The organism is Serratia sp. KG1D (genome assembly GCF_037150675.1).
Taxonomy (GTDB): Bacteria; Pseudomonadota; Gammaproteobacteria; order Enterobacterales; family Enterobacteriaceae; genus Serratia; species Serratia nematodiphila.
Genome location: NZ_JBAGIH010000001.1, coordinates 640,089 through 655,328 on the forward strand (window position 1 = coordinate 640,089; position 15,240 = coordinate 655,328).

17 protein-coding genes are annotated in these 15,240 nt (G+C 61.0%); 10 read left to right on the forward strand and 7 right to left on the reverse strand.

Annotated elements, in window-relative coordinates; all coding sequences use genetic code 11:
* Positions 1-169 precede the first annotated feature (169 nt).
* The gene (gene ygbI / locus WFM45_RS03180; RefSeq protein ID WP_033633747.1) at positions 170-940 is read left to right on the forward strand and encodes a DNA-binding transcriptional repressor YgbI; all 771 of its coding nucleotides are present in this window, start codon (positions 170-172) and stop codon (positions 938-940) included.
* Positions 941-1,089: 149 nt separating this feature from the next.
* Here the strand turns inward: ygbI and WFM45_RS03185 are convergent, their stop codons facing one another.
* The 4 genes from WFM45_RS03185 to WFM45_RS03200 form a co-directional block, all read right to left on the reverse strand.
* Complete coding sequence (locus WFM45_RS03185) at positions 1,090-1,617, reverse strand: hypothetical protein (RefSeq protein ID WP_021504270.1); 528 nt, start codon at positions 1,615-1,617, stop codon at positions 1,090-1,092.
* A gap of 122 nt (positions 1,618-1,739) precedes the next feature.
* Positions 1,740-2,507, reverse strand: coding sequence for a molybdopterin-dependent oxidoreductase (locus WFM45_RS03190; RefSeq protein ID WP_004939173.1), 768 nt, complete (start codon positions 2,505-2,507; stop codon positions 1,740-1,742).
* On the reverse strand, positions 2,500-3,105 hold the full coding sequence (locus WFM45_RS03195; protein ID WP_250602367.1) for a cytochrome b/b6 domain-containing protein: 606 nt from the start codon (positions 3,103-3,105) through the stop codon (positions 2,500-2,502). Before WFM45_RS03195 ends, WFM45_RS03190 begins: the two co-directional genes overlap by 8 nt.
* A gap of 13 nt (positions 3,106-3,118) precedes the next feature.
* Positions 3,119-3,745, reverse strand: a complete 627-nt coding sequence (locus WFM45_RS03200; RefSeq protein WP_336954545.1) for a hypothetical protein — start codon at positions 3,743-3,745, stop codon at positions 3,119-3,121.
* A gap of 140 nt (positions 3,746-3,885) precedes the next feature.
* Here WFM45_RS03200 and WFM45_RS03205 point away from each other — a divergent pair, with 140 nt between their 5' ends.
* A complete protein-coding gene (locus tag WFM45_RS03205; RefSeq protein ID WP_015377170.1) occupies positions 3,886-4,557 on the forward strand; it encodes a heavy metal response regulator transcription factor in 672 nt (223 codons plus the stop codon).
* Positions 4,554-5,972, forward strand: a complete 1,419-nt coding sequence (locus tag WFM45_RS03210) for a heavy metal sensor histidine kinase (RefSeq protein WP_336954548.1) — start codon at positions 4,554-4,556, stop codon at positions 5,970-5,972. Before WFM45_RS03205 ends, WFM45_RS03210 begins: the two co-directional genes overlap by 4 nt.
* Here the strand turns inward: WFM45_RS03210 and WFM45_RS03215 are convergent.
* Positions 5,944-7,452, reverse strand: coding sequence for a sensor histidine kinase (locus WFM45_RS03215; protein ID WP_049278853.1), 1,509 nt, complete (start codon positions 7,450-7,452; stop codon positions 5,944-5,946). The genes WFM45_RS03210 and WFM45_RS03215 overlap by 29 nt on opposite strands.
* 3 nt (positions 7,453-7,455) lie before the next feature.
* A complete protein-coding gene (locus tag WFM45_RS03220; RefSeq protein ID WP_004939128.1) occupies positions 7,456-8,169 on the reverse strand; it encodes a response regulator transcription factor in 714 nt (237 codons plus the stop codon).
* Positions 8,170-8,320: 151 nt separating this feature from the next.
* Here WFM45_RS03220 and WFM45_RS03225 point away from each other — a divergent pair, with 151 nt between their 5' ends.
* The 4 genes from WFM45_RS03225 (at position 8,321) to WFM45_RS03240 (ending at position 10,605) form a co-directional block, all read left to right on the forward strand.
* A complete protein-coding gene (locus WFM45_RS03225) occupies positions 8,321-8,932 on the forward strand; it encodes a cytochrome b/b6 domain-containing protein (RefSeq protein WP_060559004.1) in 612 nt (203 codons plus the stop codon).
* A 10-nt stretch (positions 8,933-8,942) separates the two neighbouring features.
* The gene (locus tag WFM45_RS03230; RefSeq protein ID WP_164122749.1) at positions 8,943-9,719 is read left to right on the forward strand and encodes a molybdopterin-dependent oxidoreductase; all 777 of its coding nucleotides are present in this window, start codon (positions 8,943-8,945) and stop codon (positions 9,717-9,719) included.
* A gap of 59 nt (positions 9,720-9,778) precedes the next feature.
* The gene (locus WFM45_RS03235) at positions 9,779-10,069 is read left to right on the forward strand and encodes a pentapeptide MXKDX repeat protein (RefSeq protein ID WP_336954556.1); all 291 of its coding nucleotides are present in this window, start codon (positions 9,779-9,781) and stop codon (positions 10,067-10,069) included.
* 65 nt (positions 10,070-10,134) lie between these two features.
* On the forward strand, positions 10,135-10,605 hold the full coding sequence (locus tag WFM45_RS03240; protein ID WP_033637683.1) for a YkgB family protein: 471 nt from the start codon (positions 10,135-10,137) through the stop codon (positions 10,603-10,605).
* A 44-nt stretch (positions 10,606-10,649) separates the two neighbouring features.
* Here the strand turns inward: WFM45_RS03240 and WFM45_RS03245 are convergent, their stop codons facing one another.
* Positions 10,650-12,689, reverse strand: coding sequence for a choline transporter (locus tag WFM45_RS03245; RefSeq protein ID WP_004939112.1), 2,040 nt, complete (start codon positions 12,687-12,689; stop codon positions 10,650-10,652).
* On the opposite strand from WFM45_RS03245, the gene WFM45_RS03250 reads away from it, so the two are divergent.
* The 3 genes from WFM45_RS03250 to betB all read left to right on the forward strand — a co-directional run bounded on the left by WFM45_RS03250 (position 12,680) and on the right by betB (position 15,179).
* A complete protein-coding gene (locus WFM45_RS03250; protein WP_134954089.1) occupies positions 12,680-13,018 on the forward strand; it encodes a hypothetical protein in 339 nt (112 codons plus the stop codon). The genes WFM45_RS03245 and WFM45_RS03250 overlap by 10 nt on opposite strands.
* A 71-nt stretch (positions 13,019-13,089) precedes the next feature.
* Complete coding sequence (gene betI, locus WFM45_RS03255) at positions 13,090-13,692, forward strand: transcriptional regulator BetI (RefSeq protein WP_004939107.1); 603 nt, start codon at positions 13,090-13,092, stop codon at positions 13,690-13,692.
* 14 nt (positions 13,693-13,706) lie between these two features.
* Complete coding sequence (gene betB, locus WFM45_RS03260; protein WP_082996929.1) at positions 13,707-15,179, forward strand: betaine-aldehyde dehydrogenase; 1,473 nt, start codon at positions 13,707-13,709, stop codon at positions 15,177-15,179.
* Positions 15,180-15,240 lie beyond the last annotated feature (61 nt).

The window sequence follows — 15,240 nt, forward strand, 5'->3', positions numbered from 1 at the left end:
TTTCGTCTGATTTCTGGCCTGAATTAACATTACTATTCTGTTTTTAAATAAGTTTATGTTTACCTGGCCTAACTGCGTGCGCCGTCACGCCGCGAAAAATTAGGGCTATCGGCGAACGAAAATTGACGTAAAATCACAATTATTATCACCGCAGCAACGAGAGGGAACCGTGATACCTGTAGAACGCCATCAACAAATTCTTGCGCTGGTATCCGAACGCGGCGTCGTCAGCATTGCCGAGCTGACCGAACGGCTGGGGGTGTCGCACATGACGATCCGCCGTGATTTGCAAAAACTGGAGGAACAGGGCTCGGTGCAGTCGGTCTCGGGCGGCGTGCAGGCGCCCGAGCGGGTGGCGAGCGAACCTTCGCACCAGGCCAAAGAGGGGATGTTCGGCCGGCAGAAAATCGCCATTGGCCGGCTGGCGGCGCGGCAAATTCCCGCCAACAGCTGTATCTATCTGGATGCCGGCACCACCACGCTGGCGCTGGCGAAACAGATCGGTGAACGTGACGATTTGACGGTAGTGACCAACGACTTTGTCATCGCCGGCTTCCTGATCGAACACAGCCAGTGCCGAATCATCCACACCGGCGGCACCGTGTGCCGGGAAAACCGCTCCTGCGTCGGCGAAGCGGCGGCGCAGGCGCTGCGCGGTCTGTTTATCGATCTGGCGTTCATCTCCGCCTCTTCGTGGAGCATGCGCGGCCTGTCGACGCCGAACGAAGACAAGGTGATGGTGAAGAAGGCCATCGTCGAGGCCAGCCGCCGCCGCATTCTGCTCAGCGATACGTCCAAATACGGCAAGGTCGCGACTTACCTGGCGCTGCCGATCGCCGCCTTTGACGCCGTCATTACCGACGAGGGGTTGCCCGCCGCCGCGCGGGAGGCCATTGAGCACGCGGGGATTGCATTGCTGACGGCGGGAGAAGAGGAATAAGAACGAAGCGGGATCAGGATGAAAGTTCGGTATCGATGCCACGTGCGGGCGGTTCACTGGCTTCAACGCCGCCGCGTTCACGCCATTCGCGGCGCCTTTGTTCCCACCACTCTTCGTGGAAAGCTTGCATCTCTTTCAGGCGCTGTTCCTTAACGTGCTGCTGGTAAGTGTGGGATGCTATGGGGGTTACGCGGGATTTCGATGACATAGAGGCCGTCCTTTATAAACTCTATTTTGTATAAATAATGCCCTTTGTGGGCGTATTTTTTCAACAATAAATCATAAATTTTAGCTAATGCTGGCCTTAACGGTGCGCTTAAGATGAGCCTGGCATGATACTGATAGGCAAACTTGAGAAGGGTTTCCCCGATGCCAACTACGAATAAGCGTTCGCGTTGGAAAAGGGTATAACGCATTGCGGTATAGGTATCGAAAGCTGAGCGCCGATGCCTGTTTGCGTCGCTCAACGCCTTAACATCATAAAACTCCAGAGAGAAAGCATTATTGAGGAGAGCAGTGTCCACATACACTGGGGCAAACCAATGGTGCATGTTTTGCCCAATTTTCTTGAAATCCAAATGATAGATGGCCGTTTTACCATCATCTTTACTTACTGCAATCTGATACCTGTATGTGTCTGCTACCCCTGTGTGTGACTCCCTCACATCAATCTCCATGATAAAATCCTTTTTACTATTATTTTTCCTATAGTTATCCCCTTTGTGACAAACAGATTATTAACCGCGACGGAGAGGCTCCTCCAGCCGCCGATGAGGCTTATGCGCAGCGCCGCGCAAAACTAAATGCCGCTGAACCAGTTGTAGCCCTGATCTTCCCAGTAGCCGCCCGGATTGACGTCGCTGACGAAGATCGCGGCGATATGTTTGGCGTTTTTGAACCCCAACTTGGTTGGCACGCGCAGCCGCAGCGGGTAGCCATAGTCCGCCGGCAGCGCCTTGCCGCCGAAGTCCAGCGCCAGGATGGTCTGCGGGTGCAGCGCGGTGGCCATGTCGAGGCTGGAGTAGTAACGATCGGCGCATTTGAAGCCTACGTAACCGGCATTCAGATCCGCGCCGACGTGCTGCAGAAAGGTGCGCAGCGGCACACCGCCCCATTGGCCAATGGCGCTCCACCCCTCAATGCAGATCAGGCGCGTGATTTGGCTTTGCTGCGGCAGCCGCTGCAGCTGTTCCAGCGTCCAGGGCGCTTTTTTCTCCACTTTCCCCGCGACCTCAAGCCGATAGCCGGCGAGATCGATCTCGGGGACGTTATATTCCGGGTAAAACGCGTTGAAGGGGAAAGGGTGGGTGATCTGATCCGGCCGGTAAGTTTGCGCCAGCCGTTGGCCGCTGAACAGCCAGGCCTGCACCCGGTCGTTCCAGCGCGACATGGCCCACAGCACTTTATCCACCCGATCGCCGTCTTGCAGGTTGCAACCGGTAAGCATGGCGATGCCGCCCAGCGTCAGGCCGGAACGCAGCATCAGGCGGCGCTGCAGATTGACCAACTGCTTTTTTTGGTCCGGTTCCAGTTTTGGCGCGGTTGCCCGCGGTTTTTTCTCATTCATGTTTGCCACCCGTTATCATCGCCCACAGCGTTTTGGGCACGACGATCACCATGAAGACGTGGATCGCCACGAACAGGCCGATGCCGGCCATGGCGAAGAAATGCACGTAGCGCGCGAAATCGAAGCCGCCAAACAGGGCGACCAATCCCTGCAGCTGAACCGGCTTCCAAATCGCCAGGCCGGACAGCACCAGCAATAGGCCCAGCGCCAGTACGCCGAGGTACATCAGTTTCTGAATGGCGTTATAGTGGCCATGCCGGTGGCGCAGGCGCAGCGTCAACGCCAGCCAGATATCCTGCCGCAGCGCGCCGATGCGAAGCGGCAACAGATCGCGGCGAAAATGACCGCTGAGCAGGCTCCACAGCAGATAGCAGACGGCGTTGAGCGCCAATAGCCACATCACCGCCAAATGCCAACCAATCGCGCCGCCCAGCCAACCGCCCAGCGTCATCTGCGGCGGAAAGCGGAAATCGAACAGCGGCGAGGCGTTGTAGATTTCCCAACCGCTCATGAACATGCACACCATGGCGAACAGGTTGATCCAATGAGTGATGCGAACCGGCCAGCGATGCACTGGCGGCGACGCGTTGGTTTTCATGGCTTTCCTCCGGTTACATCGGCGGCACGGTGCCGTCTTTGCCGGCGGAAATGCGGGTGGCGATGCGTTCGCCCTTATCGTTGACGGCGGAGAACAGCACAATGTGCACGCCCGGTTTCAGCAGGCTCAGATCGCCCGGATCCAGCGTCACGATCGGCACGTCTTCCGGCACGACGACGGTTTTCTGCTGGTTGCCGTAGGTGACGGTCAGGGTGCGGCCGTTGGATTTCACCAGTTTACCGACGGTGCCGTTGGTCATGGTGTCCACTTTGCCGTCGGCGGATTCCCAGGCCGAATGCCCTTCGCCGGTGCCGCGCAGGCTGGCGGCGAACACGTGCACCTCCAGCGCTTTGAGCGTGCCGTCCGGCTGCGGCACGGCGGCGGTGCCGATAAAACTGTCCGGTTTGATGTCGTCCAGCGTGGCTTTGGAAACGCTGAGCACTTTGGTCTGATCGTTCAGCTTGACGCTGAGGGTCTCGCCCTTGCGATCGGTCAGCTGCAAATTGCCGTCGGCAACCTGGCTGATGGTGCCGCGCAGCGGCGCAATCACCTTGCCCGGCGGTTGGGCGGCGGCGGCCAAGCCGCTGGACAGCAGCAAGGTGGATAACAGTAAACCGGCTATACGATGACGGGTAATCATAACGTTCTCCTGAAATGAGTTTGCCGGTTAAGCATGGTTGAGCCATTGGGTCAGCGCCATGGCCGTTTGATGACATTAATGTCATCAAGTTTGTCCGCCGAAGCTGCTAGTATTTTTGCAGACGTAACGAGGTGGCGAGCATGCGAATACTGGTAGTTGAAGACGATATCGGCACAGGGGATTACCTGAAGAAAGGGCTGGGGGAAGCGGGCTACGGCGTCGATTTGGCGCGCACCGGCACCGACGGGCTGTTTCGCGCGTTGGAGCAGGACTACGATGCGATCGTGCTCGACGTGATGCTGCCGGGGCTGGACGGCTGGCAGATCATCGAGGTGTTGCGCAAGAAAAGCGACGTGCCGATCCTGTTTCTCACCGCCCGCGATGGCGTACAGGATCGCATCCACGGTCTGGAGCTGGGCGCGGACGACTATCTTATCAAACCCTTTTCCTTTACCGAGCTGGTGCTGCGTTTGCGCACCTTGCTGCGCCGCGGGCCGGCGCGCGAAGCCGATCATTACGCCATCGCCGATCTGCAGTTGGACGTGCTGCGCCGCCGGGCGGTGCGCCAGGATCAGGTGATCCCGTTGACCAACAAGGAGTTCATGCTGCTGCATCTGCTGGTGCGGCGCGAAGGCGAAGTGCTGTCGCGCACGCAGATCGCCTCCCAGGTGTGGGACATGAATTTCGACAGCGACACTAATGTGGTTGATGTGGCGATCAAACGCCTGCGCGCCAAAATCGACCGGCCGTTCGACGTCAAGCTGATCCACAGCGTGCGCGGCATCGGCTATGTTTGCGAGCCGCGCCCGTGAACGCCCGCGCTTCACGTCGGCCGGTGTCGCTGACGCTGCGCACCGCCATGCTGTTCGCGCTGGTGGCCGCCTGCGTGGTGAGCGGGGCGGGCTGGTATCTGTTCGGCGCCATGCGTCAGGAAATGACGCTCCGCAGCGATCTGCAGGTGACCGGGCGCGTAGAGTATTTCCGCCATTTATTGGGGCAGCGCTTTCCTTTGGCGCGCCTGACGGCTAATAACGGCCTGTTCGAAAATATGCTGGGCAATGAACAGGATGTGTTGATTTTCCAAATGCCGGGGCAAAAACCGCTCATCAATGTGAATCCGGCCAGGGTGGCCCTGCCGCCGATCGCGCCGACGCCGCCCGAACAGGCGCAGACGCTGGCCGCCGTGCGCGGCGGGGAAACGGCGCAGGGGGTGCCGCTGCGCGCGGCGTCGGCAATGGTGCGCCTGGAAGACGGCAGTTTGCTGCAGATTTCCGCCGCGCACGTGATGGTCAACGAACAGAAAATGTTGGCGCGCTACCTGTGGCGCATTGTCGCGGCGGTCGTTGTGGCTTTCCTGCTGATTGCGCTGCTGGGCTATGGGGTCATGCGCCGCGGATTGCGGCCGCTATGGCGCATGGCGGCGCAGGCGTCGGAGATCGCGCCCAATACATTGTCGACGCGCCTCAGTGAACAGGGGGCGCCGAAGGAGCTACAGCAATTGACCCAGGCGTTTAATGCGATGCTCGATCGGTTGAATGAAGGCTATCAGCGGCTGACGCAGTTTTCCGCCGATCTGGCCCATGAGATCCGCACCCCGGTGGGCGCGTTGATGGGCCAGTGTCAGGTGGCGTTGTATCAGCCCCGCAGCGTGGAGGAGTACGAAACCCTACTGTCGAACAATATGGATGAGCTGGAGCGTATTTCGCGCATGGTGGAAAACATCCTGTTTCTGGCGCGCGCCGGTGAGGCGCAGTCCGCGCTGAACTACAGCCGTCTGGATGTGGCGGTCGAGCTGCGGCGGGTGGCGGATTACTTCGAAGGGCTGGCGGAAGAACGCGGCATCGCGCTGAGCTGCGAAGGGGAAGGCGAGCTGAAGGCGGACGCGATGTTGTTCCAGCGGGCGCTGAGCAATCTGGTGGCCAATGCGGTGCGTTATGCCGATGAAAACAGCCTGATCGTATTGCGAGCTGAACGGCGCGCCGATGCCTGGTGGGTGCAGGTCATCAATCAGGGGCCGCCGATCGCGCCGGCACAGCTGGAAAAACTGTTCGATCGTTTCTACCGCGCCGATCCCGCGCGCAGCGCCGGCAGCCATGCCAGCGGCCTCGGGCTGTCTATCGTACGCGCCATCATGACGCTGCACTGCGGTGAGGTGCGCGCCGAATGTACCGGGCGCGCGCCTGTCGCCAGCCTCATTTTCAGCCTGTGCTTCCCGCTTGTGCAATAACCGTTGTGCCGGACTCACGCGGCGGAATGGCAAAGCGGAAGCAGGCACCGCTTTTCGGTTGTTCGATCAGCTGAATATCGCTGTCGTGCAGCTGCAGAATGCGCCGCACGATCATTAACCCCAGCCCGCCCGCAGGGCGCCGGGCGCCGCTCAGGACCGACGGCCGCACGAACAGATCGGCGCGCAACGTCTGCGGAATGCCGGGGCCGCTGTCGCTGACCTGCACCATCACCCGATCTTCCTGCCGCCACAGCCGCACGCCGATGTCGCCGCCGGGCGGCGTATGGCGAATGGCGTTGTCCAGCAGATTGGTCAACACCCGCTCAATCATGCTGAGATCGGCGAATACCGGCGGAATGCCGGGAGCAATATCGGCGTGCAGCCGCTGATTACGCGCCTCCGCCGCCAGCTCGAACTTTTGGAACACGTCCTGCAACAGCTCGCTGAGGGAGAAGGGCTCTTTCTGCGGTTTCACCACGCCGTACTCCAGCCGCGCCAGCTCGAACAGCTCCTGCGCCAGCTTGCCCACTTTGCGGCTCTGCGCCAGGGCGATCTCCAGATAGCGGCGCCGATCGGCGTCGCTCAGGGTGGCGGCCTTGACCGACAGCGTTTCCAGATAGCCGTGCAGCGAGGTGAGCGGGGTGCGCAGATCGTGCGAGACGTTGGCGATGAATTCGCGCCGCAGCCGATCCTGTTGCGCCAGCGTTTGCCACTGTTCGGCGAGACGCTGCGCCATGCGGTGAAAGGCCTGTTGCAGCTGGCTGACCTCGTCGCGCCCGGCCGGCGCCGCCGGCAGCGCCGCGTAGGCCTGCACCGCCTCGATGCCGCCGCTGTCCAGCGCATTGACCTGGCGGGTCAGGCGCCGGATGGGGCGAGTGACCCAGTAAAACGCGAAACCGCCGGCCAGCAGGCTGAACAGCACCATTACTCCGGAGGTCCACAGCGCCATCCTGGCCGCCGAATTGAACTGGGCGTTGCTGGCCAGCGCCGTGTACTCCTCACCGAGCAAGACCACATACAGGTAACCTTCGATCCGGCCGTCGACCTTCAGCGGCGCAACGCTGAACACCTTGCGCCCGTCCGCGCTGCGCGGATCGTCGCCGTACACCGGCATCTGCGCGCCATCGAGCAGCGCCTGCAGCGGCGCCAGCGCGACCCGCTGCCGCTTCAGATGCCCGGCCGGCGCGGCGTTGCCGATAATCGTGCCCTGTTTGTCGAGCAGGTAAACCTCAACGCTGGGGTTCACCGCCATCAGTTGGTCGAACAGGGTATGCACCGCCTGCGGCTCCGGCCCGTTCACCCCCAGCAGCGGATTGCTGTCGGCGATATGCTGCGCCAGGTTGCCGGACAGGCGCTGGATCACCGCCTGGCTGTACTGGGTATTGCTGCGCACCTGCATCCAGCCGGAAAAGGCGCAGCCGATGACGATCAGCAGCGCGAAGATAATCGTGAGGCGTTGCGCTAACGTAAGGTTTTTCATGGCTCACTCTTGCGGCGCGGCCGCGAATTTATAGCCCATGCCCCACACCGTGAGGATGCGCTCGGGTTCCGCCGGATTGCGCTCAATCTTGATGCGCAGCCGGTTGATATGGGTGTTGACGGTGTGCTCATACCCTTCGTGCTGATAGCCCCAGACCTGATTCAACAGGCTGAGGCGCGAGAATACCTGGCCCGGGTGGCGGGCGAAAAAGTACAGCAGGTCGAATTCGCGCGGCGTCAGCTCGATCGGCTGTTGGTGCAGGCGCACCTCGCGGGCGATAGGATCGATGGTCAGATCGTTGAAGCTGAGCGCGCCGGCGTCCAGGCGCAGGTTGCGGCTCATCGCCTCCTGGCGGCGAAACAGCGCCTTGACCCGTGCTACCAGCTCCAGCATGGAAAAAGGTTTGGCCAGATAGTCGTCGGCGCCCAGTTCCAGCCCCAGCACGCGGTGCACCTCGCTGGAGCGCGCGCTGGTGATGATGATCGGCGTGTAGCGCGTCATGGTGCGCGCCCGGCGGCAAATCTCCAATCCATCGACGCCCGGCAACATCAGATCGAGGATCAAGGCGTCCCAGCCGCCCTGTTCCAGCATCGCCATGCCCTGATTGCCGTCGGCGGCGTGGCTGATGGCGTAACCCTCGTCACGCAGATGCAGCTGCAGCAGCTCGGCGATGTCGCCGTCGTCTTCGACGATCAAAATTCGTTTTGGCTTGTCCATTCTCATTACCGCTGATTAGCCCGATTCTCTCTGAAGTCTACACAACCGCCACCGGCGGAGTTATCACATTTTATTTAACTTTGCGTGAGGTCTTGGGGAACAAATCCGGGGAATACTGGGCTCATCGCATCGTTAGCTGGCAGGAATCGCTATGAGCTTCACCCTCACCCCGGAACAACGACAGACGGTACATCCTCTCTGGTTGCGGTTGACGCATTGGCTGAATGCGCTGGCGATGCTGATTATGGTCGCCAGCGGCTGGCGCATCTATAACGCCTCGCCGCTGTTCAACTTCAGTTTTCTCAACGAGCTGACGCTTGGCGGCTGGCTGGGCGGCGCGCTGCAGTGGCACTTCGCCGGCATGTGGCTGTTTGGCGTCAACGGGCTGTGCTACCTGCTGCTTAACCTCGCCAGCGGGCGTTTCAAACGCAAATATTGGCCGCTCAGCCCGAAGCAGTTTCTCGCCGATGTCGGCGCGGCGCTGCGCGGCCGGCTGCAGCACGCCGATTTGCGCCATTACAACATGGTGCAGCGCGTGGCCTATCTGTCGGTGATGCTCCTTGGCGTGCTGAGCGCGTTGTCCGGATTGGTGTTGTGGAAATCGGTGCAGTTTCCGCTGCTGCGCACGCTGCTCGGCGGCTATGAAGCGGCGCGCTATATCCACTTTTTCGCCATGTCGGCGCTGGTGACCTTCGTCGCGATCCATCTGGTGATGGTGGCGCTGGTGCCTCGCACGCTGCTGGCCATGCTGCGCGGACGTTAAGGAGTTCACGATGAAAAAGGATAAACAGATCATGACGATCGTTGAAGGGCAGGCGATCGTCAAAGAAGCGCAGCGCTTGTTGATCGCGTCGTCCCGCCGCCGCTTTCTGCGCAACGGTCTGACGCTGGGCGGCATTGCCATGCTCACCGGCTGCGATCTCAGCGGCAACGCCAACGTTGAACAGGCGCTGAGCCGCATCTCGCGTCTCAACGATCGGGTGCAGGGCTGGCTGTTCAACGGCGATCGCCTGGCACCGGTCTACCCGGAATCGATGATCACCCGGCCATTCCCGTTCAACGCCTTTTACGCCGAGGAGGACGCGCCCGACATCAACGGCGACGACTATCGGCTGGAGTTGGCGGGGCTGGTGCAGGACAAGCGCGCCTGGAGCCTGCCGCAGCTGCACCAAATGGCGCAGGTCAGCCAGGTGACGCGTCATATTTGCGTCGAGGGTTGGAGCGCCATCGGCAAGTGGGGCGGCGTGCCGTTCGCCACCTTTCTTAAGGTAATCGGCGCGGATCTGAGCGCCCGCTACGTCAGCTTCAAATGCGCCGACGACTATTACACCAGCATCGATATGGCCACCGCGCTGCATCCGCAGACGATTATCGCGCTGACCTACGACGGCCAGATCTTGCCGCGCAAGTACGGCTACCCGATGAAGCTGCGCATGCCAACCAAGCTGGGCTACAAGAATCCGAAGCACATTCAGGTGATCGAGGTCACCAACCGCTTCCCGGGCGGTTACTGGGAAGACCAGGGCTACAACTGGTTTGGCGGCAGCTGAGGCGGCCGCCGGCCATTCTCCGGCACTCCGGTGCCTTTGACATGACGGAAGGAAGTACCATGAAAAAGTTATTCGCAATGATGATGTGCAGCGCGCTGATGCTGGGTGTGGCCGGCGCCAACGCCGCCGATGGCATGAGCAAAGACGCGATGAAAAAGGACGGCATGAGCCAGATGTCGCACGACGGCATGAAGAAAGAGTGCATGGGCAAGGACTGCATGAAGAAAGACAAGCTGGGCCAAGACGCCATGAAAAAGGATGGCATGGCGAAAGACGGTATGGCCAAAGACGGCATGAAGAAAGATGAGATGAAGAAAGATGAGATGAAGAAGGATGCGATGGGGCACTAAGCCGCCGTACCCCGTGGCCGCAAGCGGCAGATCCGCTGCGGCTGCGGGCAACATAAGGAGAGAGGATGATGTTGGCGACATGGTTACGGCGCTTTCAGCGCTCGAACGGGGACGTTATCTTTATGCGCGCGGCGTTGGTGGTGATTTTCGCCGCCTTCGGTTACGCCAAGTGGTTTGATTACGAAGCGCAGGGGCTGGTGCCACTGATCGGCAACAGCCCACTGCTGAGCTGGATGCACCAGGCGTTCGGCATTCGCGGCGCCAGTTATGCGCTGGGCGTCGCCGAGTGGAGCTTCGGTTTGCTGCTGCTGGCGGGATTCTGGTCGCGGCGGTTGGGGTTGCTGGGGGCGATCGGATCGACGGTGACCTACCTGACCACGCTGACGCTGATCTTTTCCACGCCGGGCGCCTGGGAGCCCTCCGCCGGCGGTTTTCCCGCCATGGCCGGCGCCACCAGCTTTTTAATCAAGGATCTGGTGTTGTTGGCCGGCTCCCTGGTGCTGCTGAAAGCCGACTTGCCGGCCGAGCAGGCATAAAAAAGGGCGTAGCCTGGCTACGCCCTCTGGTTATTGATTGACCGTCACATATCCGGGAAGGTCAGGGTGCCCCCCGGCGCTTCGCGATGAATGTGCAGGAAGTTCAGGTGCTTCTCGTACTGGTCGAGGATATCGCCAATCACCTGTTCCTTGCTGTAGTCCATCAGGTCATTGCCCTGGGTGCCTTCCATCAGGAAGGTTTCCAGCCGGTAGTAGTGCGACTTGCCGGAGCGGGCGCGGTAGGTGAAGCCCGGCACCGAGTAGCGCATCGGCCAGATCTGATAGATGAAGTTCTGTTCCTCGCCCAGGTGCACCAGCAGCTCCAGGTGGTTCAGGCGTTCGTCTTCGGTCGGCGGCACTTCGCTGAACTCCACTTTCGCGCCGCGCAACTCCAGCTCGCGCGCCACGTCCTGCATCGCCGGGCGGCAAACCTTATCCAACATTTTCTGCGTGTACTGCGTGCCCGGGTAGTTCATCACCCGCGACAGGCGCTGTTTCCAGTTGAGCACGTCGTGGCTGGAGACTGGCACCGGCGCCAGGGTGCTGAGCGCGCTGGCCTTGCGGTAGTCCTCCACCCGCAGCGATTTGTACAGCCCGGCCATCACGAAGAAGATCACGAAGCTGAACGGCAGACCCATGATCACCGTGGTTTTCTGCAGCGCCGGCACACCGTCGGTCATCAGCATGCCGATGGTCAGCAGGCCGATGGCCACCGACCAGAAAATCCGCAGCCAGTTCGGCGCATCATTATTGATGTCGGCCAGGCGCGAGGTGAAGTTACCCAGCACCAGCGAGCCGGAGTCCGCCGAGGTGACGTAGAACAGCAGGCCGGTGATGGTGGCGACCGAGGCGCTGAAGGTGAAGCCGGGGTATTGCGCCAGCAGGCTGTAGAAGCCGCGCTCCGGGAACTGCATCACTTCCTGAGCAAACTCGGCGTTGCCGTGGATGATCTGGTACAGCGCGCTGTTGCCGAAGATAGACAGCCACAGCAGAGTGAACACGAACGGTATGATCAGCGTGCCGACCACGAACTGGCGAATGGTGCGCCCGCGCGAGATGCGCGCCAGGAACAGGCCGACGAACGGCGACCACGCCACCCACCAGGCCCAGAAGAACAGCGTCCAATTGTTCATCCACTCCACCGGCCGATCGAAGGCGAAGCTGTTGAGCGTCATGCCCATAAAGCGATTGACGTAATCGCCGACGTTGAGCACCAGCGCGTTGAGCAGGAACTCGGTGTCGCCGAAGAACAGCACGAACAGGATCAGGCCCAGCGCCAGCAGCACGTTCAGCTCGGACAGGATGCGGATGCCCTTGTTAACGCCCGAAGTCACCGAGATGGTGGCCATGATCACCGACAGCAGGATCAGCGAGCCCTGCACCGTCAGGTTTTCCGGGATCTCGAACAACACCTTGAGGCCGTAGTTGAGCTGCACCACGCCGATGCCCAGCGTGGTGGCGATGCCGAAGATGGTGCCTAGCACCGCGGCGATGTCCACGCTGTGGCCGATCGGGCCGTTGATGCGCTTACCGAAGATTGGGTACAGCGCCGAGCGGATGGTCAGCGGCAGATTGTAGCGATAGCTGAAGTAGCCGAGGGCGATGCCCATCAGCGCATACATCGACCAGCCGGTCAGGCCGTAGTGGAACAGCGTCCAGACCATGGCCTGGCGCGCGGCCTCCAGCGTTTGCGCGTCGCCTTCCGGCGGCATCATGTACTGGGTCACCGGCTCGGCGACCGAAAAGAACATCAGGTCGATGCCGATGCCGGCGGCGAACAGCATCGCCGCCCAGCTCATCAGGCTGAACTCCGGCTTGGACTGCTCCGGCCCGAGCTTGATGGAACCGAAGCGCGAGGCGGCGATAAACACCACGAACACGATGTACAGCGTCGCCGCCAGCAGGTAGTACCAACCGAAGGTGGTCGACACCCAATTCAGCGTGCGGGTGATCCACTGCCCGGAGAAGTCGGTGAAAAAGATGGTCATCAGCGAGAAGGCCAGGATCAGCCCCGCCGAGGTGAAGAAAACCACAGGGTTGAGGCGGTCCTGCTGCGGTTTGGAGGAGGTTTCGCGTGTTGTCATCGTCATCCTCTGAACTGAGTAAAATCGTGCCGCTCCGCATTTCGGGGCGCGTTGGCGCCGCCGAAAAACGGGCGAATGAAGGCGGCGACCATCCCCATCGGAATGGCCTGAGTAACGCCGCTTTCGCCTGTTGCCGAAGCACCGGAGCGCTTCGCGGTGGGAACCGCTTACAGCCACTGATTTTGGTCAGATTCGTTAATTACCTCACAAAAATCAGCCAGTTCCACAACCAGATAGTACAAATTTTTAACCAGGCGGCAATAAAATATATGCAATTTTTATTGAACGTTCAATCAAAAAAAAGTTTAATAGTCCGCATGATGACCTGAATCACGGGCGAAACGGCAGTGAAATTTGCCCGCTGAGATAAGGCCGAAGTCGGTTTTGTGAGAGTCGAAATATGCCAAAGGTAGGAATGCAGCCAATCAGAAGGCAGCAGTTGATTGATGCCACGCTCGCCGCGGTAAACGAAGTGGGAATGCATGACGCCACCATCGCGCAGATCGCGCGGCGGGCCGGCGTTTCCAACGGCATCATCAGCCATTATTTCAAGGATAAGAACGGCCTGCTGGAAGCCACGATGCGCTATCTGATCAGCCACCTGGGCGAGGCGGTGAAGCTGCGGTTGCAGGCGCTGACCGATAACAGCCCGGCGGCGCGGCTGCAGGCGATCGTCGCCGGCAACTTCGACGACAGCCAGATCAACAGCGCGGCGATGAAGACCTGGCTGGCCTTTTGGGCCAGCAGCCTGCACCAGCCGCAGCTCAACCGACTGCAACAGGTGAACGGCCGCCGGCTTTATTCCAACCTGTGCGCCGAGTTTCGCCGCGTCATGCCGCAGCCGCAGGCGCGGTTGGCGGCCAAGGGGCTGGCGGCGCTGATCGATGGGCTGTGGCTGCGCAGCGCGCTGCGCGGCTCCGCGTTCAATCAGGCGCAGGCGCTGGCGCTCACGACCGAATACATCACGTTCCAACTCCGGGGGCAAACGCCGCCCGGAGGATAACTCAAGGAGATCCTATGTCCCGTTTTGGCTTGCAGAAGCTCTATATTCATGGCGCCTATGTAGACAGCACCGCTGGAAAAACCTTCAACGCCATTAATCCGGCGAACGGCGAAGTTCTGGCTGAAGTCCAGTCCGCCGGCGCTGAAGACGTCGATCGTGCGGTGGCCAGCGCGGCCAGCGGGCAGAAGGTGTGGGCGGCGATGACGGCGATGGCGCGTTCGCGCATCCTGCGTCGCGCGGTGGATATTCTGCGCGAGCGCAACGATGAGCTGGCGGCGCTGGAAACGCTGGATACCGGTAAAGCGATGTCGGAAACCACCGCGGTGGACATCGTCACCGGCGCCGACGTGCTGGAGTACTACGCCGGCCTGATCCCGGCCATTGAAGGCGAGCAGATCCCGCTGCGCGATACCTCGTTCGTCTACACCCGCCGCGAACCGCTGGGCGTGGTGGCCGGCATCGGCGCCTGGAACTACCCGATTCAGATTGCGCTGTGGAAGTCCGCGCCGGCGCTGGCGGCGGGCAATGCGATGATTTTCAAACCGAGTGAAGTCACGTCGCTGACGGCGCTGAAGCTGGCGGAAATCTACACCGAAGCCGGCCTGCCGGACGGCGTGTTCAACGTGGTGACCGGCAGCGGGGCGGAAGTGGGGCAATATCTGACCGACCATCCGGGCATTGCCAAAGTCTCTTTCACCGGCGGGGTGAAAACCGGCAAGAAGGTGATGGCCAACGCGTCGGGTTCGACGCTGAAGGAAGTCACCATGGAGCTGGGCGGCAAGTCGCCGCTGATTATCTTCGACGACGCCGATCTGGATCGCGCCGCCGATATCGCCATGATGGCCAACTTCTACAGTTCCGGCCAGGTGTGCACCAACGGCACCCGCGTCTTTGTGCCGGCGACGCTGCAGGCGCAGTTTGAGGCGAAAATTCTCGAGCGCGTGAAGCGCATTCGCCTCGGCGATCCGACCGATCCGCAAACCAACTTCGGGCCGCTGGTCAGCTTTGCGCACATGGAATCGGTGCTGCGCTTTATCGAGAGCGGCAAAAACAGCGGCGCGCGCCTGCTGTGCGGCGGCGAACGCGTCACCCACGGTGAATTCGGCAAGGGCGCTTACGTGGCGCCGACGGTATTCAGCGACTGCCGCGACGACATGGAAATCGTGCGCGAAGAGATCTTCGGGCCGGTGATGAGCATTCTCAGCTACCAGAGTGAAGAGGAAGTGGTGCGCCGTGCCAACGACACCACCTTCGGCCTGGCCGCGGGCGTGGTGACCCACGATCTGGCCCGCGCGCACCGCGTGATCCACCAGCTGGAAGCCGGCATTTGCTGGATCAACACCTGGGGCGAGTCGGCGGCGGAAATGCCGGTCGGCGGTTACAAGCAGTCCGGCGTCGGCCGCGAAAACGGCCTGACCACGCTGGAGCACTACACCCAGATCAAATCGGTGCAGGTTGAGCTGGGCGAATACGCCTCGGTATTTTAACTATCCCCGTCGTCTTTCGAGCCGCAGCCGGGTTGGCTGCGGCCGACACTCCCCGAGAGCC

Bases quoted from the DNA above. Each gene is read 5' to 3' on its own strand.
- WFM45_RS03240 (WP_033637683.1), top strand. From the start codon at position 10,135: ATGATGTTGGCGACATGGTTACGGCGCTTTCAGCGCTCGAACGGGGAC.
- WFM45_RS03220 (WP_004939128.1), bottom strand. From the start codon at position 8,169: ATGGACAAGCCAAAACGAATTTTGATCGTCGAAGACGACGGCGACATC.
- WFM45_RS03235 (WP_336954556.1), top strand. From the start codon at position 9,779: ATGAAAAAGTTATTCGCAATGATGATGTGCAGCGCGCTGATGCTGGGT.
- WFM45_RS03195 (WP_250602367.1), bottom strand. From the start codon at position 3,105: ATGAAAACCAACGCGTCGCCGCCAGTGCATCGCTGGCCGGTTCGCATC.
- WFM45_RS03225 (WP_060559004.1), top strand. From the start codon at position 8,321: ATGAGCTTCACCCTCACCCCGGAACAACGACAGACGGTACATCCTCTC.
- WFM45_RS03245 (WP_004939112.1), bottom strand. From the start codon at position 12,689: ATGACAACACGCGAAACCTCCTCCAAACCGCAGCAGGACCGCCTCAAC.
- WFM45_RS03230 (WP_164122749.1), top strand. From the start codon at position 8,943: ATGAAAAAGGATAAACAGATCATGACGATCGTTGAAGGGCAGGCGATC.
- WFM45_RS03205 (WP_015377170.1), top strand. From the start codon at position 3,886: ATGCGAATACTGGTAGTTGAAGACGATATCGGCACAGGGGATTACCTG.
- WFM45_RS03190 (WP_004939173.1), bottom strand. From the start codon at position 2,507: ATGAATGAGAAAAAACCGCGGGCAACCGCGCCAAAACTGGAACCGGAC.
- WFM45_RS03185 (WP_021504270.1), bottom strand. From the start codon at position 1,617: ATGGAGATTGATGTGAGGGAGTCACACACAGGGGTAGCAGACACATAC.
- WFM45_RS03200 (WP_336954545.1), bottom strand. From the start codon at position 3,745: ATGATTACCCGTCATCGTATAGCCGGTTTACTGTTATCCACCTTGCTG.
- betI (WP_004939107.1), top strand. From the start codon at position 13,090: ATGCCAAAGGTAGGAATGCAGCCAATCAGAAGGCAGCAGTTGATTGAT.
- WFM45_RS03215 (WP_049278853.1), bottom strand. From the start codon at position 7,452: ATGAAAAACCTTACGTTAGCGCAACGCCTCACGATTATCTTCGCGCTG.
- betB (WP_082996929.1), top strand. From the start codon at position 13,707: ATGTCCCGTTTTGGCTTGCAGAAGCTCTATATTCATGGCGCCTATGTA.